The 25,705-nt window shown below is 65.0% G+C and carries 18 protein-coding genes; 3 read left to right on the forward strand and 15 right to left on the reverse strand.

Translation table 11 applies throughout. From position 1 onward, the window contains the following. Positions 1-714: DUF2252 family protein (locus DSM100688_RS07015; RefSeq protein ID WP_152358440.1), on the forward strand; the 714-nt coding region annotated here is incomplete at its 5' end. Positions 715-1,185: 471 nt separating this feature from the next. Here DSM100688_RS07015 and priA read toward each other — a convergent pair. From priA to DSM100688_RS07065, 9 genes are all read right to left on the reverse strand, one after another. Further along, complete coding sequence (priA, locus tag DSM100688_RS07020; protein WP_152358441.1) at positions 1,186-1,911, reverse strand: bifunctional 1-(5-phosphoribosyl)-5-((5-phosphoribosylamino)methylideneamino)imidazole-4-carboxamide isomerase/phosphoribosylanthranilate isomerase PriA; 726 nt, start codon at positions 1,909-1,911, stop codon at positions 1,186-1,188. Between the two features lie 53 nt (positions 1,912-1,964). Further along, complete coding sequence (gene hisH, locus DSM100688_RS07025; RefSeq protein WP_152358442.1) at positions 1,965-2,612, reverse strand: imidazole glycerol phosphate synthase subunit HisH; 648 nt, start codon at positions 2,610-2,612, stop codon at positions 1,965-1,967. Between the two features lie 96 nt (positions 2,613-2,708). After that, complete coding sequence (locus DSM100688_RS07030; RefSeq protein WP_204316738.1) at positions 2,709-3,488, reverse strand: hypothetical protein; 780 nt, start codon at positions 3,486-3,488, stop codon at positions 2,709-2,711. A gap of 92 nt (positions 3,489-3,580) precedes the next feature. Further along, the gene (gene hisB / locus DSM100688_RS07035) at positions 3,581-4,183 is read right to left on the reverse strand and encodes an imidazoleglycerol-phosphate dehydratase HisB (protein ID WP_152358443.1); all 603 of its coding nucleotides are present in this window, start codon (positions 4,181-4,183) and stop codon (positions 3,581-3,583) included. A gap of 87 nt (positions 4,184-4,270) precedes the next feature. Next, positions 4,271-5,443 (reverse strand): histidinol-phosphate transaminase, encoded by a 1,173-nt coding sequence (locus DSM100688_RS07040; RefSeq protein WP_152358444.1) that lies wholly within the window; start codon positions 5,441-5,443, stop codon positions 4,271-4,273. 99 nt (positions 5,444-5,542) lie between these two features. After that, positions 5,543-6,940, reverse strand: coding sequence for a histidinol dehydrogenase (hisD, locus tag DSM100688_RS07045; protein WP_163146956.1), 1,398 nt, complete (start codon positions 6,938-6,940; stop codon positions 5,543-5,545). A gap of 277 nt (positions 6,941-7,217) precedes the next feature. Then, positions 7,218-8,906: a xylulokinase gene (locus tag DSM100688_RS07050; RefSeq protein WP_239519446.1), complete on the reverse strand. Its 1,689-nt coding sequence runs from the start codon at positions 8,904-8,906 to the stop codon at positions 7,218-7,220. 113 nt (positions 8,907-9,019) lie between these two features. After that, positions 9,020-9,916: a GNAT family N-acetyltransferase gene (locus DSM100688_RS12375; RefSeq protein ID WP_239519445.1), complete on the reverse strand. Its 897-nt coding sequence runs from the start codon at positions 9,914-9,916 to the stop codon at positions 9,020-9,022. A gap of 1,436 nt (positions 9,917-11,352) precedes the next feature. Continuing rightward, positions 11,353-13,230: an oleate hydratase gene (locus DSM100688_RS07065; protein WP_152358445.1), complete on the reverse strand. Its 1,878-nt coding sequence runs from the start codon at positions 13,228-13,230 to the stop codon at positions 11,353-11,355. 200 nt (positions 13,231-13,430) lie between these two features. On the opposite strand from DSM100688_RS07065, the gene DSM100688_RS07070 reads away from it, so the two are divergent. Together DSM100688_RS07070 and DSM100688_RS07075 are read left to right on the forward strand one after the other, a co-directional pair. After that, positions 13,431-13,736, forward strand: a complete 306-nt coding sequence (locus DSM100688_RS07070) for a YhbY family RNA-binding protein (protein ID WP_152358446.1) — start codon at positions 13,431-13,433, stop codon at positions 13,734-13,736. Between the two features lie 179 nt (positions 13,737-13,915). Continuing rightward, a complete protein-coding gene (locus DSM100688_RS07075; RefSeq protein WP_152358447.1) occupies positions 13,916-15,265 on the forward strand; it encodes a metal-dependent hydrolase family protein in 1,350 nt (449 codons plus the stop codon). Positions 15,266-15,425: 160 nt separating this feature from the next. Here the strand turns inward: DSM100688_RS07075 and DSM100688_RS07080 are convergent, their stop codons facing one another. From DSM100688_RS07080 to ligA, 6 genes are all read right to left on the reverse strand, one after another. Continuing rightward, positions 15,426-16,316: an aldo/keto reductase gene (locus tag DSM100688_RS07080; protein ID WP_152358448.1), complete on the reverse strand. Its 891-nt coding sequence runs from the start codon at positions 16,314-16,316 to the stop codon at positions 15,426-15,428. Between the two features lie 339 nt (positions 16,317-16,655). Next, positions 16,656-20,240 carry a DNA polymerase III subunit alpha gene (dnaE, locus tag DSM100688_RS07085; protein WP_163146955.1) on the reverse strand — a complete coding sequence of 1,195 codons (3,585 nt, stop codon included), beginning with the start codon at positions 20,238-20,240 and terminating at the stop codon, positions 16,656-16,658. Between the two features lie 51 nt (positions 20,241-20,291). Then, positions 20,292-20,501 (reverse strand): DUF6199 family natural product biosynthesis protein, encoded by a 210-nt coding sequence (locus DSM100688_RS07090; RefSeq protein ID WP_152358450.1) that lies wholly within the window; start codon positions 20,499-20,501, stop codon positions 20,292-20,294. A gap of 44 nt (positions 20,502-20,545) precedes the next feature. Then, positions 20,546-21,661 carry an Mrp/NBP35 family ATP-binding protein gene (locus tag DSM100688_RS07095; protein WP_152358451.1) on the reverse strand — a complete coding sequence of 372 codons (1,116 nt, stop codon included), beginning with the start codon at positions 21,659-21,661 and terminating at the stop codon, positions 20,546-20,548. 227 nt (positions 21,662-21,888) lie between these two features. Further along, complete coding sequence (locus DSM100688_RS07100) at positions 21,889-22,719, reverse strand: hypothetical protein (protein WP_152358452.1); 831 nt, start codon at positions 22,717-22,719, stop codon at positions 21,889-21,891. A gap of 276 nt (positions 22,720-22,995) precedes the next feature. Then, positions 22,996-25,674, reverse strand: a complete 2,679-nt coding sequence (ligA, locus tag DSM100688_RS07105) for an NAD-dependent DNA ligase LigA (RefSeq protein ID WP_152358453.1) — start codon at positions 25,672-25,674, stop codon at positions 22,996-22,998. Positions 25,675-25,705 lie beyond the last annotated feature (31 nt).

Genomic DNA, 25,705 nt, shown 5'->3' on the forward strand with positions numbered 1-25,705 from the left:
GACGGTGACAAGCTGCGCTTCCGTTCGAAGCCGCCGGAGCTCACGCCGATCAACGAACTGCACGACTACGCCGATCTCGAGGCGCTGCAAGGGCGGCTCGAAACGCTGTTCAACAGCTATCGTCATTCGCTGTACGAGGACCGCCGCCACGTGCTGAGCCACTACACATACCACGACACGGCGCGCAAGGTGGTGGGCGTCGGCTCGGTGGGCACACGCGCGTGGGTGTCAGTGCTGACCGGCCGCGACATCGACGATCCGCTCATGCTGCAGATGAAGGAGGCGAACGAGTCGGTGCTCGAACGGTTCGTGGGCCGTTCGAAGTACGCGACGCACGGCGAGCGCGTGGTGCAGGGGCAGAAGCTGATTCAGTCGACGGCCGACGTACTGCTCGGCTGGGCGAGCTTCATGGCCGAGGACGGCCACAAGCGCGACTATTACGTGCGCCAGTTCTGGAACGGCAAGGGGTCGATCGACATCGATCATCTCAACGATCTCGCGTTGTCCGATCTGGGACGCATGTGCGCGCGATGCCTTGCGCACGCGCACGCCCGTACCGGCGACCGCATCGCGATCGCGGCGTATGTGGGCGAGGACGAGACGTTCGACGAGGCGATCGCGTCGTTCGCCTCGTCCTACGCCGATCAGAACGATGCGGACTATGCGCTGTTCAAGCAGCTCATCGACTCCGGCGAACTGCCCTGCGCGGCGTAGGTGAGACGGGAGTGCATTATCGTCGCACGTCCAGCGCTTCCCAGTACTCCGGACGGATACTTCGGTGAGCGAGAGACAACATCACAAGGCTCCCCTCTCTGAGAGGAGCCTTCGGCGAATCCGACTAAGGGGAACGACGCTATTCCTCTCCCTCATTGCACCGGGACTGTCCCGGCGCAGGAAATTCGGGAAATCAGCCGCATCGTCCCGAATTTGTTGCACTGACGGTTCCTCAGTGCAAGGAATTCGGGAGATCAACCCTGATTCCCCGAATTTGTTGCGCTCACATGCGCTCAATGCAGGAAATTCGGGAAACATGAACTGATTTCCCGAATTTCCTGCGCCACGGAACCGCACGGGGGCCGTATCACCCTGATCATCCACCCTGGCTGTTCTTTGGCCACCCCATAGCAAGTGACTTCACCATCGCCAACGGTGAAGTCACTTCATCGATCTATTACTATCGAAACGTTACTTCGCGACCTCCAACGCCTCCTCAAGCGTGAAGGCGCGCGCATACAGCGACTTGCCAAGGATGGCCGAGTCGACGCCCAGCCCTGCCAGTTCCTTGATCGCGCGCAAATCATCGAGCTTGCTGATGCCGCCGGATGCAGTCACCTTCGCATCCGTGCGTTCGGCGACTTCGCGCAGCAGATCGATGTTCGGCCCGCTCATCATGCCATCGCGCGCCACGTCGGTCACGACGTATCGCGAGCAGCCGACCGAGTCGAGGAACTTCATCGTCTCGAACAGGTCGCCGCCTTCCTTGACCCATCCGCGGGCGGCGAGCGTGTGTCCGCGCACGTCGAGGCCGACGGCCACGCGGTCGCCGTACTTCTTGATCACCGACGCGGTCCAGTCGGGGTTCTCCAGCGCGGCGGTACCGATGTTCACGCGCGCCGCCCCGGCGTCCAGCGCCGCGTCAAGCGAGGCGTCGTCACGTACGCCGCCGCTCATTTCGATGTTGACGCGATCGCCGAGCTCGTGCACAATCTCGCGCAGCTGGGCACGGTTGTCACCGGTGCCGAACGCGGCGTCAAGATCGACGAGATGGATCCATTCGGCGCCGGATTCGACCCAAGTGCGCGCGGCCTCGAGCGGCGAGCCGTAGTCGGTTTCGGATCCGGATTCGCCCTGACGCAGGCGCACGGCCTTGCCGTCGCGGACGTCGACGGCGGGAAGCAGGGTAAGTGACATAATGGTGAGCCTTTCTTGATGATGTGATGGACGGAACGGACCTCAACGACGGTTCAGAACGTGGCGACCCAGTTGCGCAGCAGCTGCGCGCCGGCCTCGGCGGACTTCTCCGGATGGAACTGGGTGGCGAACAGCGGCCCGCGCTCATAGGCGGCCACGAACCGGCTGCGTCCGTAGTCGCACCACGTCACGCGTTCCGGCGCGTCGCCGAAGTCGATCTGCAGCGCGCTGGTGTCGGCCGGATGCACGTCCATCGCCGCATACGAGTGCACGAAGTAGAACCGCTCGTGCTCCACGCCGCGCAGCAGTACGGAGTCGGCGGGCACGTCCACGGTGTCCCAGCCCATGTGCGGCACCACGTCGGCGTCGAGCAGGTCCACGTTGCCGCCGATCAGGCCGAGTCCGGCGGCTTCGTGACCGCGCTCGTGCCCGGCTTCGAACATGATCTGCTCGCCCACGCACACGCCGAGCACGGGTCGGCCGGCGCGTAGTCGGTCGGCGATCACGCGGTCGCCGGACATCTGCTTGAGTCCTTCCATGCACGCGGCGAACGCGCCGACGCCGGGCACGACCAGGCCGTCGGCCTCGAGCGCCTGCCGGTAGTCGGAGGTCAGGGTCACGTCGATGCCGAGGTTGGCGAGCGCACGCACCATGGAGCGTACGTTGCCGAACCCGTAGTCGAATACCACCACCGATGTCATGCTTGTTCCTTCCTGTTGCCCTGTTTTACGCGGTCGTCATAGTCACCGGCGTAGCCGCCGGCACAGTCGCCATCGGGATCGCCGCGGCGTTCCCGATCAGTCGTCGTTCGTGCCGCCGCGCCCGGTCTTGGTGTGTTCGGCGAGCACGGCCAATGCCTGATCTCGGTCCATGCTGGCCGAGGCGATCGTCTTGGTGCCCTGCCGTTTCAGGTCGTCGAGGCTGGAGATGCCGAGCATGAGATCCTCGACGAACGGCGGGGTGGCGCTGAACAGGATCGGCGGGGCGAAGGTCTGTTCGGGCTTGCCTTGCAGGTACATCGTCGCTTCGAGTTTGTCGGCGCGGTTGACGGCGAGCACGACGGTCAAGCCGGATACGACGATGGTGATGTCGCGTGCGGCAGCTTCCGGGCCGTCGCCATCGAGGTTGCGCAGAACCGCGATCGCGCCGTCCGGCGAGCCGATGCAGTCGGCGGAGATGTCGGACAGCTGGCACAGCGCGGCGAGCAGACGCGCGGAGGCGATGCGGGTGATGATCACCGCGGCCTTCGCCTTGTTGCCGAGCAGGCCGGCGAGCTCGTCCTCGAATTGCGCGGACAGGTCGTCATGGTTACCATGATCGCCGCTATCGCTACCGTCGCCATCGCTGATGCCATCGTCGCGGACGTCCGCCGCGGAGGAATCGGGAGCATCCGCCGAACCGGAGTCACCGTTACCGGCGTCGTTGAATTCCTGCTCGAAGCCGGCAAGCGCCGCCTCGAGCTCCTCGTCGCTGAACGACGTGCCGCCCGATCCGTGCGCATCGTTCGACCCGTTCTCGTCATGCGCACCGTTCACGTCGTGCGTACCGGCACCGTGCGTATCATCGGCGCCGCCCATGTCGAAATCGTCGGGATTGAACTCGTCCGGCACGCTGAAATCGTCGCCGGAATCATCGCCGCCCGTACCGCGGCCGCGCAGATCGTCGCTCATCACAGCGCGCCCTTCGTGCTCGGGATCAGGCCTTCGATGCGCGGGTCGGGTTCGATCGCGAACCGCAGCGCACGGGCCAGCGCCTTGAACTCGGCTTCGGCGATGTGGTGCGGGTCGCGGCCGGTGAGCACCTGCATGTGCAGGCAAATCCCCGCGTGCAGGGCGATCGATTCCATGACGTGCCGCACGAGCGATCCGGTGAAGTGGCCGCCCATCATGCAGTATTCGAAGCCGGCCGGCTCGCCGGTGCACACGCAATACGGACGCCCGGAGATGTCGACGACGGCCTTGGCGAGCGCCTCGTCGAGCGGCACGGTCGCGTCGGCGAACCGGCGGATGCCACGCTTGTCGCCGAGCGCCTGCTTCAACGCCTCGCCGAACACGATGGCCGTGTCTTCGACGGTGTGGTGCACGTCGATGTCGGTGTCGCCCCACGCCTTGATCTTGAGGTCGATGAGCGAGTGCTTGCCGAGCGCGTTCATCATGTGGTTGTAGAACGGCACGGACGTGTCGATGCTGGTTTTCCCGGTGCCGTCGAGGTTCAGTTCGAGGTCGATGTGCGATTCGCTGGTTTCGCGGATGATGTGCGCGGTGCGTGCCATGTGTTGCTCCTTACGCTGCTGATGTCTCGTATCGAGAGTACTCGATCCGCGCGGATCATGCGTTATTCGGCGCGGATCATGCGGGATCTACTCGGCTTCCACGATGTGCAGCACCTCGGCGAGCGCCTCGCGGAAGCGGGCCATCTCGTCGTCGGTGCCCATGCATACGCGCAGCCAGCCGTCCGGCCCGACGACGCGGATGAGCACGCCACGCTTGAGCAATTCGTCGAAGATGCGGTCACGCTGGTCGAAGTGGCCGCCGAAGAGCAGGAAGTTCGATTCGGATGCGGCGACCTCGAGCGGCCGGCCCTGATAGGTCTGGGTCTTGAGCCATGCGGCGGTGGCCTCGCGGGTCTCGCGCAGGTGGGCGACTTGGCTGAGCTGTTCGTCGGTGTGTTCGAGCGCGGCGAGCGCGGCGGCCTGCGTGACGGCGGACAGGTGGTACGGCATACGCACGATGCGCACGCAGTCGATGATGCCCTTGCTTGCGGCGAGGTAGCCGACGCGGGCGCCGGCGAACGCGAACGCCTTGCTCATGGTGCGGCTGACCGCGAGGTTCGGGTGCTGCGCGATGAGCGTGACGGCGCTGGGCGTGCCGGGGTTGCGGAATTCGACGTACGCTTCGTCGACGACGACGATCGGATGCACGCCGTCGGCGGCGCCGGCCACGTCGGCGGTCTCGCACACCTCGAGGATGCGTTCGAGGTCGGCGGGCGGCAGCGGCGTGCCGGTCGGGTTGTTCGGGCTGGTGAGGATCACCATGCTCGGCTTGATCTCGTGGATCGCCGCGATGGCGGCGTCCACGTCAAGCGTGAAGTCGGCGTTGCGATGGGCGAGCTTCCAGCCGGTGAACGTGTCGCGCGCGTATTCGGGGTACATGGAGTACGTCGGGTCGCAGCCGAGCGCGGTGCGGCCCGGGCCGCCGAACGCCTGGAAGAGCTGGAGCATGATCTCGTTGGAGCCGTTCGCGCCCCACAGTTGGTCGACGGCGAGGCGGGTGCCGGACTCCTTGGCGAGATAGTCGCTGAACGCCTGGCGCAGCGCGATGTGCTCGCGGTCGGGGTAGCGGTTGAGCGTATGGGCGATCTCGCCGACGCGGCGCGCGATGGTGGCGCAGACGTCGAGGTTCGGCTCGTACGGGTTCTCGTTGACGTTGAGGCAGACCGGCACGTCGAGCTGCGGAGCGCCGTACGGCGTTTCGCCGATGAGGTCGTTGCGCAGCGGCAGGCTTGCCGGGATCGCGTTGGTTTCTTCAGTCATGCTGTTCTCCCCTATCGCAAGTACTGCGGACGGGCGTGACCCATCCGCAGTCGATGATCGTTGGTCGAAGATTCGTTCGACGTACCGGTGCAGCGAACGTTACCGCAGACCGGCCTCCGCTTCCTGCTCACGCAGCGTGGCCTTGTCGTACGGGTCCTTGACGAAGCGGCTGAGCACGCATTCGCCGTGGGCTGGCAGGTCCTCGGACACGGCGAACGCGTTGATGCGTGCGGCGAGCGCCTTCAGGCCCTCCTCGTCGTATTCGATGACCTCGACGGGCTTCATGAACGTGTGCACGCCGAGTCCGGCGGCGAAGCGCGCGGTGCCGCCGGTGGGCAGCACGTGGTTGGAGCCGGACATGTAGTCGCCGAGCGGGACCGGCGAGTATGGACCACGGAAGATGGCGCCCGCGTTCTTGATGCGCTTGACGACGGCATCCGCGTCGGCGGTCTGGATCTCGAGGTGCTCGGCGGCGTACGCGTTGGCCGCGTCGATCGACTGGTCGAGGCCGTCGGTCAGCACGATCGCGGACTGCGTGCCGGACAGGGACGTGTGGACGCGTTCGGCGTGTTCGGTCTTCGGCACGCGGTAGTTGAGGTTCTCCTGCACCTTGTCGGCGAGGTCGGGGTCGTCGGTGAACAGCACGGAGCCGGCGAGCTCGTCGTGTTCAGCCTGGCCGATGAGGTCGGCGGCCACGAGGCTCGGATTGGCGGTCTTATCGGCGATGATGCCGATTTCGGTCGGGCCAGCGACCGCGTCGATGCCGACGAACGCGGAGACGAGCGACTTGGCGGTGGCGACGAAGATGTTGCCCGGGCCGGTGATCTTGTCGACCGGATCGCACAGCACCTCGCCGTCCTGCGGCTCGGAGCCCTTGGCACCGTAGGCGAACATGGCGATGGCCTGCGCGCCGCCGACCGCATACACCTCGTGCACGCCGAGGATGGCGCAGGTGGCGAGGATGGTCTTGTTCGGCAGGCCCTTGTCGTTGTCGCGGGCCGGCGGGGTGGCGATGGCGAGCGATTCGACGCCGGCGGCCTGCGCGGGCACGGCGTTCATGATGACGGACGACGGGTAGACGGCCTTGCCGCCGGGCACGTACAGGCCGACGCGCTGGATCGGGATCCAACGCTCGGCGACGCGCGCTCCGGGCGCGAGATCGGTGTGGAAGTCCTGCGGCACCTGGTTCTTGGCGACGGCGCGGGCGCGGCGCACGGATTCCTCGATGGCGGCGCGCACTTCGGGATCGAGCGTGTCGAGCGCGGCCTCGATCGCCTCCTCGGGCACGCGCAGGTGCTCGGGGCGCACATGGTCGAACTTCTCCTCGAAATCGCGCAGGGCGGCCGCGCCGCGCTCCTTCACATCTTCAAGGATCGGACGCACCAGATCGGTGGCCTCGGAGGTGCCCATCGCGGCGCGCGGCATCGCGGCCAGCAGTTCGGCACGGGACAGTTTGCGACCACGCAGGTCGATGATTCGCATGATGTTCTCGCTCATACCGCCCCATCGTAACAACGTCGCCTCACGAACCGCCGTCCGATGTCCGTTTTCACCCGAATCGTGAGATAACCGACGTATTCAGGGCCACGAACGTATGGTCGACGGCTTTCTGTTCCAGCTTATCTGCCACTCCTCATACTGCTTACGCTCCTCAACCTCCCTATATCTCTTCAAACTCCCCATCACTCCTTAACGGACATACAGCCGATACGGGCGGTCGTATCGGCTGTATGTCCGTTAGGAAAGATGGGTATGCGTCACGGCATTGCCGCAATCATCGCAGCTGGGCGATGGCCGGGTAGAGGGCGGCGAAGCGGGGGTAGAGGGCGTCGTAGGCGTGGGCGGCGGCCGGGTCCGGCTCATAGGTGGTGGTGTCGGCGACGGCCGCGACCAGATCGGGCCGGTCGAAGACGAGCGAAGCGAGCGCGACAGCGGGCAGGATGTCGGCGTTGGCGAACACTTCGACCGGATGGTGCAGCATGGCGGCCAGAATCCGACACCATGCGGTTTCGCGCGCGCCGCCGCCGATCAGCGAAATCGAGGTCGGCGGCACGTCGAAGCTCTCCATGCCCTGCCGGATGGAGAACGCGACGCCTTCGAGCGCGGCGCGCAGCATGTCGGCGGCGCTGGTGGCCGGCGAAAGCCCCACGAAGGCGCCGCGCACGGCCGGGTTCATCACCGGGAACCGTTCCCCCACCAGATACGGCAGGCACAACACGCCGTTCGCGCCCGGCTCGGACGACTCGATCAGATCGTGCGCACGGTCGTAGTCGCCGCCGGCGAACAGGCCGGTCGCCCAGCGGTGCACGTCGCCGGCGTTGAGGAAGGGCACCGCGTTCACGAATCCGTCGACCACGCCGAACGCGAGGTTCGCCGCGCCTGGCTTGTCGACGAACGGTTCGTTCGACACGGTGGCGATCCAGCCGGACGTGCCGAGGTTGATGTTGTATTGTCCGGGTCTGCCGACACCGCTGGCGAGCGTGGTCGCGCCGGCGTCGCCGATGCCGGCGTACACGGGTGTGCCCGCCGCGAATCCGATCTCTTCGGCCGCCGCGACCGTCACCGAGCCGACGATGTCCTGCGGACGGTGCAGTTCGGGCAGTATCGTCATGTCGATGCCGACCGCGGCGCACAGTCCGGCATCCCACCGTCCGGTGCGGATGTTCATCGCGCCCGCCGTGGAGCATGCGGCCACGTCACCGATCGTGACGCCGGCGAGCCGGGCAATGAGATAGTCCTTGGAGCTGATGAGCACGTGACGTACGCGCGCGAACGTGTCCGGCTCGTTATCACGCATCCACATGAGTTTCGGCAGTGGCAGACAGCCTTCGAGCCGGTTGCCGACCGTCGCGAGGAATCGTTGCGTACCGATGATGTCCGACGGCACGGTGCCGGCCGGGCGCGCCTCCGCAGACGGATGAATCGTCGCGGCATCGCCATCGGTATCGGCATGACCACGGTCGCGGGAACCGTCACGCCCGTCACCGGCATAGCGGCCGTCGGAACCGTTGCGGTCACGCCCGTCATCGGTACGGACGTCGTCATCGTACGTACGAACGTCACCGGACGCACAGGTGTCGCCGCGCGCGCAGCCGTCACCGAGAACGCGCGCCAGTCGCAACGCCTGTTCGTCCGCACGACCGTCCGAATACAGGATCGCGGTGCGCACCGGTCGCAGATCGTCGTCAAGCGCGATGACGTCCTGCATCTGGCCGCTGCAGATGATGCCGCGGATACGGTCAATGCGGAAATCCTGGTCGGCCTGCGCGGCGTCGTGCAACATCGCGCGGGCGACATCGCGGAACGCACGCCACCATTGGTCCGGGTCCTGTTCGCGCGCGTCGCCATCGACGATCAGATCGAGACCGCCGCTCGCCGACGCGACGACACGACCATCCTCGTCGACCAGCGCGCCCTTGACCGCCGTCGTACCGGCATCGAACGTCGCCGCATACCGTCGCATATCCGCTCCTCTCGTTTGTTTGTCTGTCTTCCATCCGTCGGCCGCGCGTCGCGACGACCATCATTACGTCGTTCGTCGTTGCACCATGGCGCATCCGGCACGCGCCGTGCCGATCAGAACGTCAGCCTCATCTGATGCCAGACGACGTCGCCGTGCGTGGACTGAGAGATGCCTTCGTCCACGTAGCCGAATCGTGCGTAGAAACCGACGAGCCGATCCTTGCAGGTCAGCACGAGGCCCTTGCGACCGGCGGTGCGCGCATCGGCGATGACGCCGCGCATGAGCCGGCTGGCGTATCCATGATGACGATATCGCGGCGCGGTGTCCACACCAAAGACCATCTGCCAGTCGCCGTGCGGATCATGCTGCGACGGATCGTCGTACATGTCGTCGGTGAGGTCGCGCCGATTCGTGGCGAAGCCGTTGATAAACGCGACGATGGCGCCGGCGGCGGAGGCACTATAGGTGGCAGTGGCAGCGTCATCGATCGTGTCGTTGGCGGCCGGAGTATCAGTGGAATTGCCGGATGTCGTATCGGCGGCGATGACGGTATCGCCGGAGGCCGTGGTGTCGTCGGCCGCGTCCGTGGCCACGGTTTCGCTCGCCGCGGTATGGCCGCACAGCAGCCAGAATCCTTCGGGATATGCGGCGATGCGCGCGCGGATCGCCGCGGGACTCGCCGCCTCCGCCGGAGGGAAACACGCCGTTTCGATGGCGATCAGCGCGTCCGCGTCGGTCGCCGTGGCATGACAGATCGTCAGGTCGGTCACATCGCATCGAACGCCCACGCCGGCCGAATCGGTGATGGTACCGACCGTATTGATCGCACGGACGGAACCGGGCATCCCGCTTACATCGGCAAGATCGGACATCTCGCCCGCACCAACCATGCCGGCCGCGCTGGTCACGTCACCGAAACCGGATTCCTCGCCCGTGCCAGTCGCACTGGCCGCAACCGTACCGGTCACGTCATCAATGAGCGTACGCGGCGCATCATCATTCGTCGTCATACGCGCCATCGTAATAGCCGCAGCAAACCGCCGCACGACGTGGCACCCCTAAGCGGACAACCGGCCGAGCCACCTTATCAATCGGCTGGCAGCCCGCTGAATGGTTGAGCGGGGACAACGATACGCCGCGGCACCATCCCACTCGCCGCGACGCTTCCTGCGCCCAACGGCGCCCCTCTCCCCAACGGCGCCCCCAACGGCGTTCCTTTCCTCCCAACGTACATACAGCCGATAAGGCACCGAAAATCGGCTGTATGTCCGTTAAGAGGTGAGGGGAAGAAGGAAAAAGGGAAACAATGCATAAACAAAAACGTACATACAGCCGTTTCTCGGTGCCTTATCGGCTGTATGTACGTTACAAGATGAAGGCAACGGATCCCGCAATCCATCGCTCACCATTGCGGACTTTTCACTCCATACCACTCCTCCAACGGACATACAGCCGATAACGGCAGCGAAACCGACTGTATGTCCGTTGAGGAAGAACGAATTGTCAAGGAATGGCAAATACGTTCCGGGAAGACAAACCGCAACCTATCACGGCAACCTATCGCAACAACCTATCGCAACAACCTATCGCAACAACCATCATCCCATATCGTTTCACCCCAACGGACATACGGCCGATGCAGATGCTGGAATCGGTTGTATGTCCGCTAATGAAGTTAGGGGCAAAGAGGAAACTCAGCATGCCGCGACGTTCCTCCCACGCACTCAACGCCCATTGCTCATCGTCCTCAACGGACAACCAGCCGATAGTACCGTTCGTATCGGCTGGTTGTACGTCGGAAGGAGGGGCAACCCAAGGATGCACACGCCGAGCACACTCCGTCGCGCCGTCAGCGCGAGAAATTCGGGAAATCAACCGCATCGTCCCGAAATCCTTGCACTGAGCGATCCTCAGCGCAAGTTTTTCGGGGAATCAGCCCACTCGTCCCGAATTTGTTGCGCTGACCAGTCCTCAGCGCGAGAAATTCGGGAAACGTCCGCTTTTCCGACGGACAACCAGCCGATCGCTCAGCGGAAACCCGCACCCGAGCGACGTTGCCCCACCCTAACGGACATCCAGCCGATTTCAGCATCTTATCGGCTGTATGTCCGTCAGAGGTCAAGCACCGCGAACTCCGTATATCACGCTGTCCCTTCCACTCGCTGCAGCGTCCCTCGCTCTACACGACGGTGCCTCATGCTCCTCCAACGGACAACCAGCCGATTTTCGGTGCCTTATCGGCTGTATGTCCGTTAAGGGGGGTGAGGGGAAGAAAAAAGAAACAATACATAAAACACAACGGACATACAGCCAATCCAGATGGCATCCGGATAGTGCCGATCGACTGCATGTCCGTTACATGGTTACACAGTTACGCAGTGACGCAAAGCGGGGCGGAGCAAGCAACCCAACGCCCCGCCTATTCACGGGAACGCAAACCGAGAGATCAGATCACGTGGTATTCGCGCAGCAGCGTGGCGATGTCGGTGCCGTCGAGCTTCTTCAGCACCTTGCCGAGCACCGCGCGTTCCACGAAGTTGAGCTTCATAGCCGTGATCGGCGCGCCGTCGCGTAGCTTGACCGTTGCGTTGAGCAGGTTGCGCACATCGTAGACGCTGCCCCACACCTCCGGCACGCCGCGGTCCACGTTGAGCAGTGTGTACACCGCCTCCATGCCGGTGCGCATCGAGTATTCAGTGGTGAAGATCGTGTCGCGCGGCGTTTCGGCGAACTGGCCGAGGAACGCAAAGTTGACCGCGCCGTCGGGCACGACGTCCGGACGGTCGCCGGCGGCGCGCGGCATGAAGAACGCGGTGATGTACGGCATCATGACCGGCACCGTGTTGGCGTGTCGCTTGGCGAGCGCCTCGATCTTGTCGGTCGGCACGCCCATGTGGTAGAGCCACTCCTCGCAGATCTCCTCACCGGTGCATTCGGTCATCGACTTCTTCACGTAGTTGCCGGGCTTGTCGGGGAACAAGCCGTAGACCCACACGCACAGCTGGTCCTTGGGCTGGTCGCGGAACTGCTGCTGGCGGTTGAGCGTCCAGCTCATGAGCCAGTTGGAGTCGGTGACGGTGACGATGCCGCCGGTGACGACCTTGCCGGTGAATGGGTCGCGCTTGCAGATGCGCTGGATGTACGGCGGGATCTCGCCGTCCAGGGTGGTGACGGTCGCGCTCATCCACTTGGTGGCCTGCGGGTCGGAGCAGAACGTGTCGGGGTGGCCGAAGCTCGGGTCCTGCTTGGCGATGCGGCGCCACATGTCCCAGCCGCCGCCGGGCTTGATGTCCGGGTTCCACGGGGCGGGCGAGTGCTGCGAGCCCATGGTGGAGTTCTCGACGCAGCCGCCGTTGGTGATGAACACGAAATCGTCCGGCGTCAGGTCGATGGACGACTTGTCGCCGTCGTGGTCGAGGTCGATGCGCACGGCGAGCTTCTTGGTCGCGGAGCTGTATGGATTGCGCTTGAACACGCCGGACGTGGCCTGGATCTTGAGGATCGTGTCCTGGCCGACGCCGGTGTGCTCGCGCTTGGGACCGTCGCCGCCGCCGATCGCGAATTCGACGTTCTCGACCTTCGTGTCGTAGTGGAACTGCACGCCGTGCGATTCGAGGTACTTGACCATCGGCAGGATCATCGACTCGTACTGGTTGTAGCGGGTGAACCGCAGCGCGCTGAAGTCCGGCAGACCGCCGATGTGGTGGATGTAGCGCTTGATGTACAGCTTCATCTCGAGCGCGGAGTGCCAGTTCTCGAACGCGAACATGGTGCGCCAGTACATCCAGAAGTTGGAATTCAGCACCTCGTCGTCGAAGAAGTCGGTGATCGGCTTGTCGTACAGGTCCTCGTCGGGCGTGAAGAACAGTTTCATGATCTCCATCGACGCCTTGTCGGACAGACCGAACTTGCCGCCGGTTTCGGCGTCGTGGCCGAGGTCCTTGGTGGCGCGACACAGCGAGTAGTTGGGATCCTCCTTGTTGAGCCAGTAGTACTCGTCGAGCACGGACACGTCGGGCGTTTCGATGGACGGGATGGAGCGGAACAGGTCCCACATGACCTCGAAGTGGTTGTCCATTTCGCGTCCGCCGCGCATCACGTAGCCGAGGCCGGGGATTTCGGCGCCGTCGCATGCGCCGCCGGGCACGGAGTCCTTTTCGAAGATGTGGATGTGATCGCCGGGCATCTGCGCGTCGCGTACGAGATAGCAGGCCGCGGACAGTGCGGCGAGTCCGGTGCCGATGATGTATGCCGACTTATGATCGACGCCGGCCGGCTTCTTCGGGCGGGCGAACGCTTCGTAGTTGCCGTTGGAATAGTACATGTTCCGCCTCCTTGACGGTGGAGTTGACGTCATGTCAACATTGACTTGGTAGACATGATGTCGCATTGATTCGGCTCCCGCTATAGACACTAGACCGTGTTGTGTCGAAACACCAGAGTCCGTCCGGTTCATCGTGGCGAACCGGTATGCTCGTATGCGATATCGCAATCGTATGGATCATACGGACAGTAAGGAATCCCATGGCACTGACCAAGAAGCAGACCAAGCAGCTGCGCGCGCTGGCGAACCAGCTCAAGCCGCTGCTGTTCATCGGCAAGAACGATCTGACCGACGCGGCCGTCAAGCAGGCGTCCGAAACCATGGACAGCCACGAGCTGCTCAAGATCGCCGTGCAGGACGGCTCCGGCCTGACCGCGAAGGAGGCGGCCGAAAGCCTCGCCGGCCAGATCGGCGCCGAGGTGGTGCAGGTCATCGGCAACCGTTTCGTGCTCTTCCGCCGCTCCAAGCGCGACGACATCGAGCACATCCAGCTCGTGCGCGAGTAGCGCAGACAACCGGCCGACCTCGACCAACCAGTCACACGCCGGCCGCCGCCCTCTAGGAGAGCTCTCCTAGAGAACCTTCCCGGAGAGCGGCGGCCGGCCGGCATCGGGATCGCACTCAAACCGGCCAACCGGCCATGGACCGGTCCCGGACCTATACTCTGCATGCAAAGGAGCGTCAGATGTCTTCCCTGTCACCATCATTACGCGAACCATTCGCCATCACGCACGCCACCGTCGTCATCGGCGACGCGAACGGCACCACCCTGCACGACACCACCGTCATCGTCGGCGGCGACGGCCGCATCGAACGGATCGCCCCTAGCATCGCCACGCCGATCCCCGACGGCTATCGTATGCTCGACGCGACCGGCAAAACGGTGACGCCGGGTCTGATCAACGCGCACGTGCACCTGTTTTCCGAAGGCCGCCCGCTCAATCCGAAGATGGCCACGCCGCGCGGTCAGCGGATCACCGCAACGATCATGCACTCGCCGGTCGGCAAACCGTATCTCAAGGCGCGGGCCAAGGCGAGCGTCATGACGCTGCTGCGGTCGGGCGTCACCACGATCCGCACGCTCGGCGACGTCGGCTACGAGGCCGTCGAACTACGCGACCGCATCGCCGACGGTCATATGGTCGGCCCGCGCATCCTCGCGGCCGGTCCGCTGCTGGCGATTCCGGAGGGCCACGGCGCGCCGCTGATCGCCCTCACCGGCGAGACGCCGGAGGACATGGCCCGCAACACGCGGGAGAACCTCGCGCACGGCGTGAACGCGATCAAGATCGCGGCGACCGGCGGCGTGACCGACGCGCAGCGGCTCGGCGAGGCCGGCAGCCCACAGATGACCGTCGACCAGATGCGCGCGATCTGCGACGTGGCGCACGAGGCGGGCGTAATCGTCGCCGCGCATGCGCAAAGCCCGGAAGGCGTCAAGCGCGCGCTGCTCGCCGGCGTGGACACGATCGAGCACGGCAGCGCGCTCGATGACGCCATGATCGAACTGTTCCGACATAATCCGCACTCGCTGCGCGGTTGGTCGGCGCTGATCCCAACCATGTCGGCCGGTCTGCCGATGACGGAGCTCGGCCAGGACGTGACCGGCATCACCGACATCCAGTTGGCGAACGCGCGTACGGTGGTAGCCGGCATGCTCGCGGGCGCGGAGGACGCGCACGACGCGGGGTTGCGCGTCGGCGTGGGCACGGATACGGCGATGACGTTCGTCACGCAGTACAACACGTGGCGCGAGTTGGACCTGCTGGTCAAACGCGCCGGGTTCACGGCCGCCGAGGCGCTGCACGCCGCGACGCTGGGCGACGCGGAGATTCTGGGCGTCGCCGGCGAGACCGGTTCGGTGGAGGCCGGCAAGGCCGCCGACCTACTGGTGCTGGACGCCAATCCGTTGCTGGATCTGCGTGCGTTGAAGCAGCCGGCGCTGGTGATCGCGGACGGGCGGCCGCTGTGGCATCCGCAGGTCAAGCGGTTCGACGACATCGATGCGCTGCTCGACCGCGCGTACGACGAGTAGTCACGAGTAGTCACATAGTCGCAAGTAGTCGCGAAGCGACGGCCTGCGGACACGTTGGATGCGTTGGGGCCGGGTCTTCCCGCACGGAAAGACCCGGCCCCAACGTGTTGCGCTGCATCACAGCGCGCGTATGACGTCTGCACGACGCATCGCGCGACGGTCAGATGTTGCCGCGCACGTGCTGATCGGCCCACGACTGGGAGTGGGTGAAGGTCGCCGGATCAGCGCTCACGTTGGCGTGCGGGTCGTCCAGCGCGTCGATGGCGGCGAGTTCGGCCGGGGTCAGGTCGAAGCTCGCGCTGGCGAGATTCGCCTTCATACGTTCGACGTGCTTCGACTTGGGGATGATGATGCGGCCTTCCTGCGTGTGCCAGCGCAGCACGACCTGCGCCGGGGTGACGCCGTGCGCCTTGGCGGCCGCGACGACCGGTTCGGATTCGATGTCCTTGCCGTGGCCGAGCGGGCTGTACGCTTCGGCGACGATGCCGTGCGCCTTGCAGAACGCGAGATTGCCGGGCTGGTTGAAGCGCGGGTGCACCTCGATCTGATTGACGGCCGGGGTTTCGGCGGAGTCGTCGATGACGGCGCGCAGGTGTTCGGGCAGGAAGTTGCTGACGCCCGGCACGCGGATCGCGCCCTCGTCGCGCAGCTTGAGCAGCGCGCGCCAGGTCTCCTTGTAGAAGCCGGCGGCGGCGAACGGCCAATGGATCAGGTACATGTCGATCACGTCGACCTTGAGCTTGCGGCGCGACTCGTCGAACGCGACCATCGCCGAATCATAGCCCTGATCGCAGTTGCGCAGCTTGGTGGTGACCCACACCTTGCCGGCCATGCCGGTGGCCTTGAGCGCGTCGCCGACCTGCTCCTCGTTGTAGTAGGCGGCCGCGGTGTCGATGTGACGGTAGCCGATCTCCAGCGCCTCCTCGACCGCGCGCTGCGTATCCTCCGGCGGAATCTGGAACGTGCCGAAGCCGATCTGCGGAATCACCGAGTGGTTCTTGTCGTTCAGCGTGATCTCGGGCGACCGCAGTGCGCCGTGTTCTTCACTCATCGTTGCCCCTTTCGGACGGTTCGTACGTGTGATCCCGACGGATCCCGCATACGTAAGCATGAAGCATAATCATGTCTGATTATAGTCGCAGATCACGCGGAATATGGCATACAAAATCAAACGTAAGGCAAACCGTAGCCAGGTACCGCGACACATCTGCTCAACCGACTTCAACGGACATCCAGCCGATTCCATAGGTGAAATCGGCTGGATGTCCGTTGAGGGAAGACGGGACAGCGCAGGTGAACCACGGCGGGCGACGTCACGCAACAGTCGGCGTTACACGGCACAGCGTCGCGCAGCAAGCAGCATCGCACACCGTCACGCGGCACCTCACCGTCACGCGGCGGGCAGACAGCTCGGCCCGAACAGGATCTTGATCTCCGCGAACAGCGCCGTGTCGCGCTTCACGCGGAACCGGTCGCCGAACGTGAGCACCTGCGCGTTGCCGTCGTCGTCCACGATCGCCAGCCGCACCTCGCAATACCCCGGATGCGCGTGCAGCACCTGCGCGAGTCGGCTCATGTTCTCCCGACCGAGCGCGACCTGCGGCAACGTCAGCATCACCGGCCGCTCATCAGCCGCCTCCAGCGTCGGCACCTGCATCTCCGTGGCGCGCAGGCTCACCGTCTCGTCGCGCAGCTCGACCTGACCGCGGATCTGCACGATCTGGTCGATGGCCAGCTCGGCCGCGGCCGCCTCGTACACCTTGCCGAAGAACATGCACTGGATCGAGCTTTCCATGTCCTCGATGGTGACGATGGCCCACGGGTTGCCCTTCTTGGACACGCGCCGGTCCACGCCGGTGATCAGCCCCGCGAGCGTGACCTGCTGGCCCTCGCCCATCGTCTTCGCGCGGTCGATGAGATGCGCGATCGACATCTCACGCAGCCCCGCGAGCACGGCCTGCATGCCGCTGAGCGGATGGTCGGACACGTACAGGCCGAGCATCTCGCGTTCGAAGTTGAGCTTGGTCTTCTTGTCCCACTCCTCGATGTCGGGCACGGACACGGCGGCGTCGCCCATCGCCTCCGCTCCCCCGTCGTCCTCGTCGGAGAACAGGTCGAACTGGCCCTCCGCCTGCTTGCGCTTGAGGCCGACCACCGAGTCGATGGCCGCCTCGTGGATGGTGAACAGCGCGCGCCGGTTCGGGTCGATCGAGTCGAACGCGCCGGCCTTGATGAGCGATTCGATCATGCGCCGGTTGAGCGCGGTGAGCGGCACTCGGCGGATGAAGTCCATGAAGTTGACGAACTTGCCGCGTTTGCCGCTGCGTTCGGCGATGATGTCCTTGACCGGCGCGTCGCCGACGTTGCGGATCGCGCCGAGGCCGAAGCGCACGACGTCGCCGACGGCGGAGTACTCGTACACCGACTCGTTAACGTCCGGCGAGAGCACCTGGATGCCCATGCGGCGCGCCTCGCCGAGGTACAGCGCGGTCTTGTCCTTGTTGGTCGATGCGCCCTGTAGCAGGGCGGCCATGAACTCGACCGGATAGTGGGTCTTGAGGTAAGCGGTCCAATACGAGATCAGGCCGTACGCGGCCGAATGCGCCTTGTTGAACGCATAGCCGGAGAACGGGACCAGGATCTCCCAGATCGCCTCGGCGGCCTCCTCGGAGTAACCATGCTCCTTCATGCCGGCGAAGAACGGCACCTTCTCCTTGGCCAGCACCTCGGGCTTCTTCTTGCCCATGGCTCGACGCAGCACGTCGGCCTTGCCGAGCGAGTAGCCGGCGAGGATACGCGCGGCGGACTGCACCTGCTCCTGGTAGATGATCAGGCCGTACGTCTCGTCGAGCACCTGCTTGAGCGGCTCGTCAAGTTCGGGGTGGATCGGCGTGATCTTCTGCAGACCGTTCTTGCGCTTGGCGTAGTTGGTGTGCGACTCCATCGACATCGGGCCCGGTCGATACAGGGCGATGAGTGCGGAGATGTCGTTGAAGTTGGTGGGTTTCAGGGTGCGTAGCAGCGAGCGCATGCCGTCGCCATCGAGCTGGAAGACGCCGAGCGTGTCGCCACGCGACAGCAGATCGTACGTCGGCTTGTCGTCGAGCGGGATCTTCGTGTATTCGATCTTGCCCTTGCCGTTGAGTTCGACGTTGCGCAGCGTGTCGCGGATGATCGTGAGGTTGGACAGGCCGAGGAAGTCCATCTTGACGAGGCCGAGCGTTTCGCACGTATGGTATTCGAACGTCGTGGTGACGGTGCCGTCGACGCGCTCCAGCAGCGGCGACGTGTCAGTGATCGGCTCGGATCCCATGATCGTGGCGCACGCGTGCACGCCGGTCTGACGGATCAGACCCTCGATGCCCTTGGCCTCCTCGGTGATGCGTTTGACGTCCGGGTTGGAGTCGTACAGTTCGCGGTATTCACGCGCCTCGGCGTAGCGTTTCGCCTTCGGGTCGAAGATGTCGTGCAGGCTGATGTCCTTGCCGCCGGTCTCGGCCGGGGGCAGCGCCTTGGTGACGGTGTCGCCCATGGAGAAGTCGTAGCCCATGATGCGCGCGGAGTCCTTGAGCGCCTGCTTGGTCTTGATGGTGCCGTAGATCACGCACTGGGCGACCTTGTCGTGGCCGTACTTGTCGGCCACGTATTCGAGGACCTTGGCGCGGCCGTCGGGGTCGAAGTCGACGTCGATATCCGGCAGGGAGACGCGTTCGGGGTTGAGGAAGCGTTCGAAGATCAGGCCGTGCTTGATCGGGTCGAGTTCGGTGATGCCCATCGCGTAGGCGACCATGGCGCCTGCGGCGGAGCCACGGCCCGGGCCGACCATCACACCGTGGGTCTTGGCCCAGTTGATGTAGTCGGCGACGACGAGGAAGTAGCCGCAGAACTGCATCTGGCAGATCACGCCGCACTCGTAGTCGGCCTGCTTGAGGACCTCGAGCGGCGGGTTGCCGTCGTAGCGCTTCTCGAGGCCCTCCTCGACCTTCTTCAAAAACAGCGAGGTCTCGTCCCAACCTTCGGGACAGGCGAACTGCGGCATGAACGCGCCGTCCTCGTTGTCGTCGAACATGACGTTGCAGCGTTCGGCGATCTCGAGCGTGTTGTCGCACGCCTCGGGAAAGTCCTTGAACAGCTCGCGCATCTCCTCGGCCGGCTTGATGTAGTAGCCTGAGCCTTCGAACTTGAAGCGGTCCGGGTTGTCGAGCGTGTCGCCGGAGTTGATGCACAGCATCGCGTCCTGCGCGTCCTTGTCCTCCTCACGCACGTAATGCGAGTCGTTGGTGGCGAGCAGCGGCGCGTTGAGCTTTTTCGCGATGGTGAGCAGGCCGTCGGTCACCTCGGTCTCGATCTTCAGACCGTGATCCATGAGCTCGATGTAGAAGTTGTCGCGGCCGAAGATGTCCTGGAACTCGCCGGCGGCGCGCAGGGCCTCGTCGAACTGGCCGAGGCGCAGACGCGTCTGGATGATGCCCGACGGGCAGCCGGAGGAGGCGATCACGCCCTTGGAGTAGGTGGCGAGCACCTCCTTGTCCATACGCGGGTAACGCATGACGCGGCCTTCGAGGTTCGCCACGGAGCTTGCCTTCATGAGGTTGACGAGGCCCTCGTCGTTTTCGGCCCACATGGTCAGGTGGGTGATCACGCCGCCGCCGGACACATCGTCCGGGTTGCGGCGGCGGTGCTTTTCGTCGAGGTTCGGGTCCCAGTTCGTGTCCCAGCTGACGCGCGTGGGGTCCTGGCGCGCGGTCTCCGGGGTGACGTACGCCTCGATGCCGATGATCGGCTTGACGCCGGCCTTGACGGCGGTGCTCCACATCTCGTAGGCGCCGTGCATGTTGCCGTGGTCGGTGATGGCGACCGCCGGCATGCCGAGCTCCTTGACGCGGTTCACCAGATTCGGGATCTTCGACGCGCCGTCCAGCAGCGAATAGTGCGTGTGGTTGTGCAGATGAACAAAGTTTCCCGATTCAGCCATGCGTTCCACCATACCTCATGGCCTTGGCACCTCATGGCCGCGGCCGGCCCGTCATCCGAACCGCACGATGAGCCCTCCGACGGCGATGACGAGCATCACCGCGCCGGTGACCCGCGCCCTGAACAGATACCATTCGGTCGGCGCGCCGCCTTTGACGTCAAGGACATGCTGGATCTTCCACATGACCTCCGGCTTGAACAGGAAGCCCACGCCGCAGCACGTCATGAACAGTTCGAAGAGCATGAATTGCGTGACGCTCATGACGGTGCTCGGCGCTCCTTCGCGGACGACTCAGGATACGTCCATCATACGCCCATCAGCCGCTCGGCGAGCGTCCGGAACTCCCGGCCGATGCCGTCCGTGCGCAGCGCGCCGTCCTTGTCGAGGACGGCCGGCCGACCCGCCTCACCGGTCTCGCGCAGCTCCGGTTCGAGCGGCAGCTGCGCCATAAGCGGCACCTCGTAGCCGAGCGCATCGGTGAGCTGCTCGCTCACCCGCCGGCCGCCGCCCTCGCCGAAGATGCGCAGCTTCTCGCCCTTGTGCTCATACCAGCTCATGTTCTCCACGACGCCGCGCACCTTCATCGGCACCTGCAGCGCAACCAGCCCCGAACGCACGGCCACGTCGGACGCGCTCGGCTGCGGGGTCGTCACGACCACGAGCTCGGCGTTCGGCAACGCCTGTGCCACGGAGATCGCCATGTCGCCGGTGCCGGGCGCGAGGTCAAGCAGCAGCACGTCCGGCTCGCCCCACCACACGTCCGACAGGAACTGCTCCAGCGAGCGCTGCAATCGCGGTCCGCGCCACAGGATCGCCCGGTCGGCGCCCGCGAACATGCCGATCGAGATGAGCTTGACGCCCCACGCGGTCACCGGCATCAGCATGCCGTTGAGGTTCGTGGGCTGGGTGCGCACGCCGAACAGCTTCGGCAGCGAGAAGCCATAGATGTCCGCGTCGATGGCGGCGGTGTCGTAGCCGAGCGCGGCGAACGTGGCGGCGAGGTTCGCGGTGACCGACGATTTGCCGACGCCGCCCTTGCCAGAGGCGATCGCGAAGATGCGGGTCTTGACGCCCGGCTTGGTGAACGGGTTCTGCTTGCGCTCGGCCTTGAGGTCGGCGACGAGGTCGGCGAGCTTGTCGCGGCTCATCGACGTGACCTCGATGTGCGGGGTGAGGGTCGCGTCCGGGTAGGAGGCGACCGCGCCGTTGATCTGGTTGGTGATGGTCTCCGAGAGCGGGCAGCCTTCGACGGTGAGCTCGACCTGCACGGTCACGTCGTAGGCGTCGGGCGCGACGGCCGGGTCCGCATGGATCGCCGCGATCATGCCCAGATCGGTGACGGACCGGCCGAGTTCGGGGTCGATGACGCGGCTGAGCCGGTCGTAAATGTCCGCTTCGATCTTCCGGGGGGTTACTGTCATGGATCGTCCTCCTTATTGCCGCGTACCAGACTAGCGTGCGATCGCGCGGCGTGCCAGAGGCATGTGCCGGTTCCCGGGATCGGGCCCGGTCATCCCGGGAACTAGAAACCTCACATTTACGCACAACCGCACATGGCATATCGGTGGAAAATGGCGGCTCGACCCTTACAAACCGCACACGCCCGGTTCCCGGGATTCCCCGCCCGCAATCCCGGGAACCGGCGAACTCATATAACCACCCTGGCCAGCCCCATCAGATGCCTCTGTCGCTGCATCATCACCCTGATGACCTGCACGATCCGTCGCCGCGCGGCATCATCGATCAGATCGTCCGCCGTGACCAGCACGATCTCCCACCCCGCCAATCTCAGCCGGTTCAGTCGTCTGGCGTCCGCACGCATCTGGTCGACGCCGGCATGGTATCCGCCTTGGTATTCGATGCCGAGTTTGATGTCCGGATACGCGATGTCGATGAAACAGCAATCATTCGGCCCCAACATCACACAATGATTGACCGACGGCGTGCCAAGACCGTTTCTCATGGCCAGCACATAGACCTGCGATTCCGGCGGCGAATCGGTGTTAGCCGCGAGAAACGGCGCAATGCCCATACATCGCGCACGTCCCTGAAACCCTTTGGTGTCCGTCGCATACCGGACCAGTTCATCGATGGACGCGACCCGCCGGCGACGGTCCCGGCAGGCGAACGATCCCGCGATGACCGCCAGACTTTCCTCGCTGCAGTATCTGGACATCTGGGCCCATGTCATGGCCGGTCGCGTCACGTCATAGACGCCGGCATGCTCGACCAGAAACTCGCCTTTCCATGAATGCGTGATCACCCTGGCATATCGTCGGCGCTTGGCCTTGTCCGCGAACACGATATGGTGCTTGTTCGCAGGCAGCCGACAGTCCGGTGGCGGGGAAGTTCCCCAGTATTCCAACGCGCTGCAATGGGAGAATACAGGGACGATGTCCATGTCGCCCGCGAGCGCGGCACATTGCGCGCGGCGCCGCAGCATTACCTGCATCGCCTCATCAGCCATGAAAGAGCTCATGCGGCGAGCCTACGAGGTCGCCGATGTCTGGAGCAAGGCCGGTCGGGCTATGTGGTCGAATGCATGGGTTATCCACAGTTTCGGCGTGTTGCGGACAATGCCGCGGCCTTCTGGTTCCCGGGATCGGGCCCGGTCATCCCGGGAACCGGAAATCTCACATTTACGCACAACCGCACATGGCATATCGGCGGAAAATGGCGGCTCGACTCTTACAAACCGCACACGCCCAGTTCCCGGGATTGCGGCGCGGCGATCCCGGGAACCGGGCAAGCGCCATCACACCTCGCCGGTCTCCAGCAGCGTGGCGAACTGCGCCTCGTCAAGCATGGGAATGCCCAGCTCCTCGGCCTTGGCGGCCTTGCTCCCGGCATTCGCCCCAACGACCACATAGTCGGTCTTCTTGCTCACCGATCCGGCCGCCTTGCCGCCGCGCTCGATGATCGCCTCCTTGGCGGAGTCTCGCGAATAGCCTTCCAGCGATCCGGTCACGACGACGGTTTTGCCGGCCAGTGTCTGCGGCAGGTCGCTCACCTCGGCCGATCCCACGCCCACGCCGGCGCGCTTCCATGCCTCCAGCACGGCGCCGCGCCAGTTGCCCGACTCGCGCGCCTCGGCGAACCAGGTCACCACGGATTCGGCGATTTCGGGCCCGATGCCGTCGATGGTCGACAGGTCCTCCGCGCTCGCCTGCTCGATCGCGTCCAGCGAGCCGAACGCGGAGGCGATCAGGCGCGCGGTGGGCGGGCCAAGCCGGCGGATGGACAGCGCGACGAGCACACGCCACAGGTCGGCGTGGCGTGCCTTGTCCATTTCGTCGAACATCTTGCGCGTATTCTCGCCCGGCCGCACGATGACGGGCACGTCGGTCGTCGCTCCCCGCACGGTCTTGTGCTCGACGCGTACGACGACCGCGTCGGCCGGCACGTTGTAGTCGGGATAGTCCTGGCCGAGATGAGCAGTATCGGCCGCCGTCTCGCCGCCGCGTTCGGCCAACTGCTTGGCCGTCAGTTTCCTCGCCGCCGTCGGAGCGGTCCAGAATGCGGGCACCTGATGCCACAGTCCGGAATCACCGATCCGCTTGCGCGTCTTCTTCTTCCGTCCGTTGGCGTCGGTCGTCTCGCGGACCTCGACGATCGCGGCCTCGCGCCACACGCGCACGTCGCGCAGGTCGGCGGCGGTCAGGTCGAACAGTCCGGCCTCGCTCGAGAGCACCGGCGTCTGCACGGGCGGCAGCTCCAGTCCGGGCGCCGGTTCGTACGGCTCCGGTTCCTCGCCGGGAGCCACGAGAATCTCGGCGATATTCGGCGCATAGGTCGCGACCGAGTCCGGCCGGTTCTCCTCCGGATTGGTCAGTGCGATGGCCGACTGGTCGCCCAGATGCTCGATGTCGAACGCCTTGCGCGAGGCGAGGTTGATGATGCGTTCGGTGAGCTGCGCGGGGCAGCTTTCGACGTTCGGGCAGCGGATGTCCTTGTCGCCTTCCTTGGCCGGCGCGAGTGTCGCCCCGCACGACGGGCAGTGTTCGGGCATGACGAACTCGCGCAACTGGTTCTCGCGTCCGCGGCGGCGCTCCAACACCGGCCCGACGAGTTCGGGAATCACGTCGCCGGCCTTGCGCACGACGACCGTGTCTCCAATGAGCACGCCCTTGCGTTTGACCTCGGACGGGTTGTGCAGCGTGGTGCGTGCGACGGTCGAACCGGCTACATACACGGGCTTCAGGATGGCGACCGGCGTGACGCGGCCGGTGCGGCCGACCTGCACGGTGATGTCGAGCAGTTCGGTGTTGACCTCCTCGGGCGGGTACTTGTAGGCGATCGCCCAGCGCGGCGCACGCGAGGTCGCACCCAAAGACCGTTGGAGGCCGAGATCGTCGACCTTGACGACGATGCCGTCGAGCGCATGCTCGATGTCGCCGCGATGTTCGCCGTAGTAGTCGATCATGTCAAGGATCTGCTGGAAGTTCGTGACGGTGCGGTTGTGCGGCGAGACCGGCACACCCCACTTGGTGTACAGCTCGTACGCCTCGGACTGGTCGTTGACGACGTCGTGCGATCCGGCGGCGCGGCCTGCGCCCCAGCGCAGCGTGCCGATGCCGTGCGCGTAGAAGCTCAGCCGTCGGGTCGCGGTGATGCGCGGGTCCTTCTGCCGCAGGGATCCAGCTGCGGCGTTGCGCGGGTTGGCGAAAGGCGCGCGGCCGGCGTCCTCTTGCTCGGCGTTGAGCGTGCGAAAGTCGTCCCAGCGCATGAACACCTCGCCGCGGATCTCCACGAATTCGGGGATGTCCTCGGCCGGGCCGCCGAGGTTCGCGGGGATCGAGCCGATGGTGCGCACGTTAAGGGTGATGTCTTCGCCGGTCACGCCGTCGCCGCGCGTGAGCCCCTGTTCGAGCACCCCGTTACGGTAGATCAGATTGAGTGCCAGACCGTCGATCTTGACCTCGCAGCTCATCGGCAGCGGTTTGGATTCAGGCCAGTCGAGATCGCGGATGACCGAGTCGTACCAGTCGCGCAGCTCCTCGATCGAAAACACGTCGTCGAGGCTCATCATGCGCGACGGATGACGTACGGACGCGAAGTCGTTGGAGAACGTACCGCCGACGCGGTGCGTGGGCGACTGCGGCGAGTCGAGTTGCGGGAACGCCGCCTCGAGACGTTGCAGACAGCGCAGACGCGCGTCATAGGCGGCGTCGGACGACACCGGCGCGTCGTCGATGTAATAGGCGATCTGATCGGACTCGACCCACGCGGCCACACGCGCCCACAGGCGCGCGGCGGCTTCGGCCGGCATCGCGTCCACGTCCAGACGGTCGAGCCGCAGCGCATCACCATCGGTCGGCTGCAGGGCGGCGATCCACTGGTCGGAACCGGGTGCGAACCGGTTGATCCCCTCGTTCTCGACGATCGTCACCGCTTCCGGCGCGTCGAAGTCCCAAGCCAACTGTTCGGTCGTCATATGCCCTCCATATCGATATGTCGCACATCAG

It is taken from the genome of Bifidobacterium ramosum (genome assembly GCF_009299505.1).
Classification (GTDB): domain Bacteria; phylum Actinomycetota; class Actinomycetes; order Actinomycetales; family Bifidobacteriaceae; genus Bifidobacterium; species Bifidobacterium ramosum.

Coding starts and splice junctions, on each gene's coding strand:
- priA (WP_152358441.1), bottom strand. CDS start 1,911: ATGTCACTTACCCTGCTTCCCGCCGTCGACGTCCGCGACGGCAAGGCC.
- hisH (WP_152358442.1), bottom strand. CDS start 2,612: ATGACATCGGTGGTGGTATTCGACTACGGGTTCGGCAACGTACGCTCC.
- DSM100688_RS07030 (WP_204316738.1), bottom strand. CDS start 3,488: ATGGGCGGCGCCGATGATACGCACGGTGCCGGTACGCACGACGTGAAC.
- hisB (WP_152358443.1), bottom strand. CDS start 4,183: ATGGCACGCACCGCGCACATCATCCGCGAAACCAGCGAATCGCACATC.
- DSM100688_RS07040 (WP_152358444.1), bottom strand. CDS start 5,443: ATGACTGAAGAAACCAACGCGATCCCGGCAAGCCTGCCGCTGCGCAAC.
- hisD (WP_163146956.1), bottom strand. CDS start 6,940: ATGAGCGAGAACATCATGCGAATCATCGACCTGCGTGGTCGCAAACTG.
- DSM100688_RS07050 (WP_239519446.1), bottom strand. CDS start 8,906: ATGCGACGGTATGCGGCGACGTTCGATGCCGGTACGACGGCGGTCAAG.
- DSM100688_RS12375 (WP_239519445.1), bottom strand. CDS start 9,916: ATGACGACGAATGATGATGCGCCGCGTACGCTCATTGATGACGTGACC.
- DSM100688_RS07065 (WP_152358445.1), bottom strand. CDS start 13,230: ATGTACTATTCCAACGGCAACTACGAAGCGTTCGCCCGCCCGAAGAAG.
- DSM100688_RS07070 (WP_152358446.1), top strand. CDS start 13,431: ATGGCACTGACCAAGAAGCAGACCAAGCAGCTGCGCGCGCTGGCGAAC.
- DSM100688_RS07075 (WP_152358447.1), top strand. CDS start 13,916: ATGTCTTCCCTGTCACCATCATTACGCGAACCATTCGCCATCACGCAC.
- DSM100688_RS07080 (WP_152358448.1), bottom strand. CDS start 16,316: ATGAGTGAAGAACACGGCGCACTGCGGTCGCCCGAGATCACGCTGAAC.
- dnaE (WP_163146955.1), bottom strand. CDS start 20,240: ATGGCTGAATCGGGAAACTTTGTTCATCTGCACAACCACACGCACTAT.
- DSM100688_RS07090 (WP_152358450.1), bottom strand. CDS start 20,501: ATGAGCGTCACGCAATTCATGCTCTTCGAACTGTTCATGACGTGCTGC.
- DSM100688_RS07095 (WP_152358451.1), bottom strand. CDS start 21,661: ATGACAGTAACCCCCCGGAAGATCGAAGCGGACATTTACGACCGGCTC.
- DSM100688_RS07100 (WP_152358452.1), bottom strand. CDS start 22,719: ATGAGCTCTTTCATGGCTGATGAGGCGATGCAGGTAATGCTGCGGCGC.
- ligA (WP_152358453.1), bottom strand. CDS start 25,674: ATGACGACCGAACAGTTGGCTTGGGACTTCGACGCGCCGGAAGCGGTG.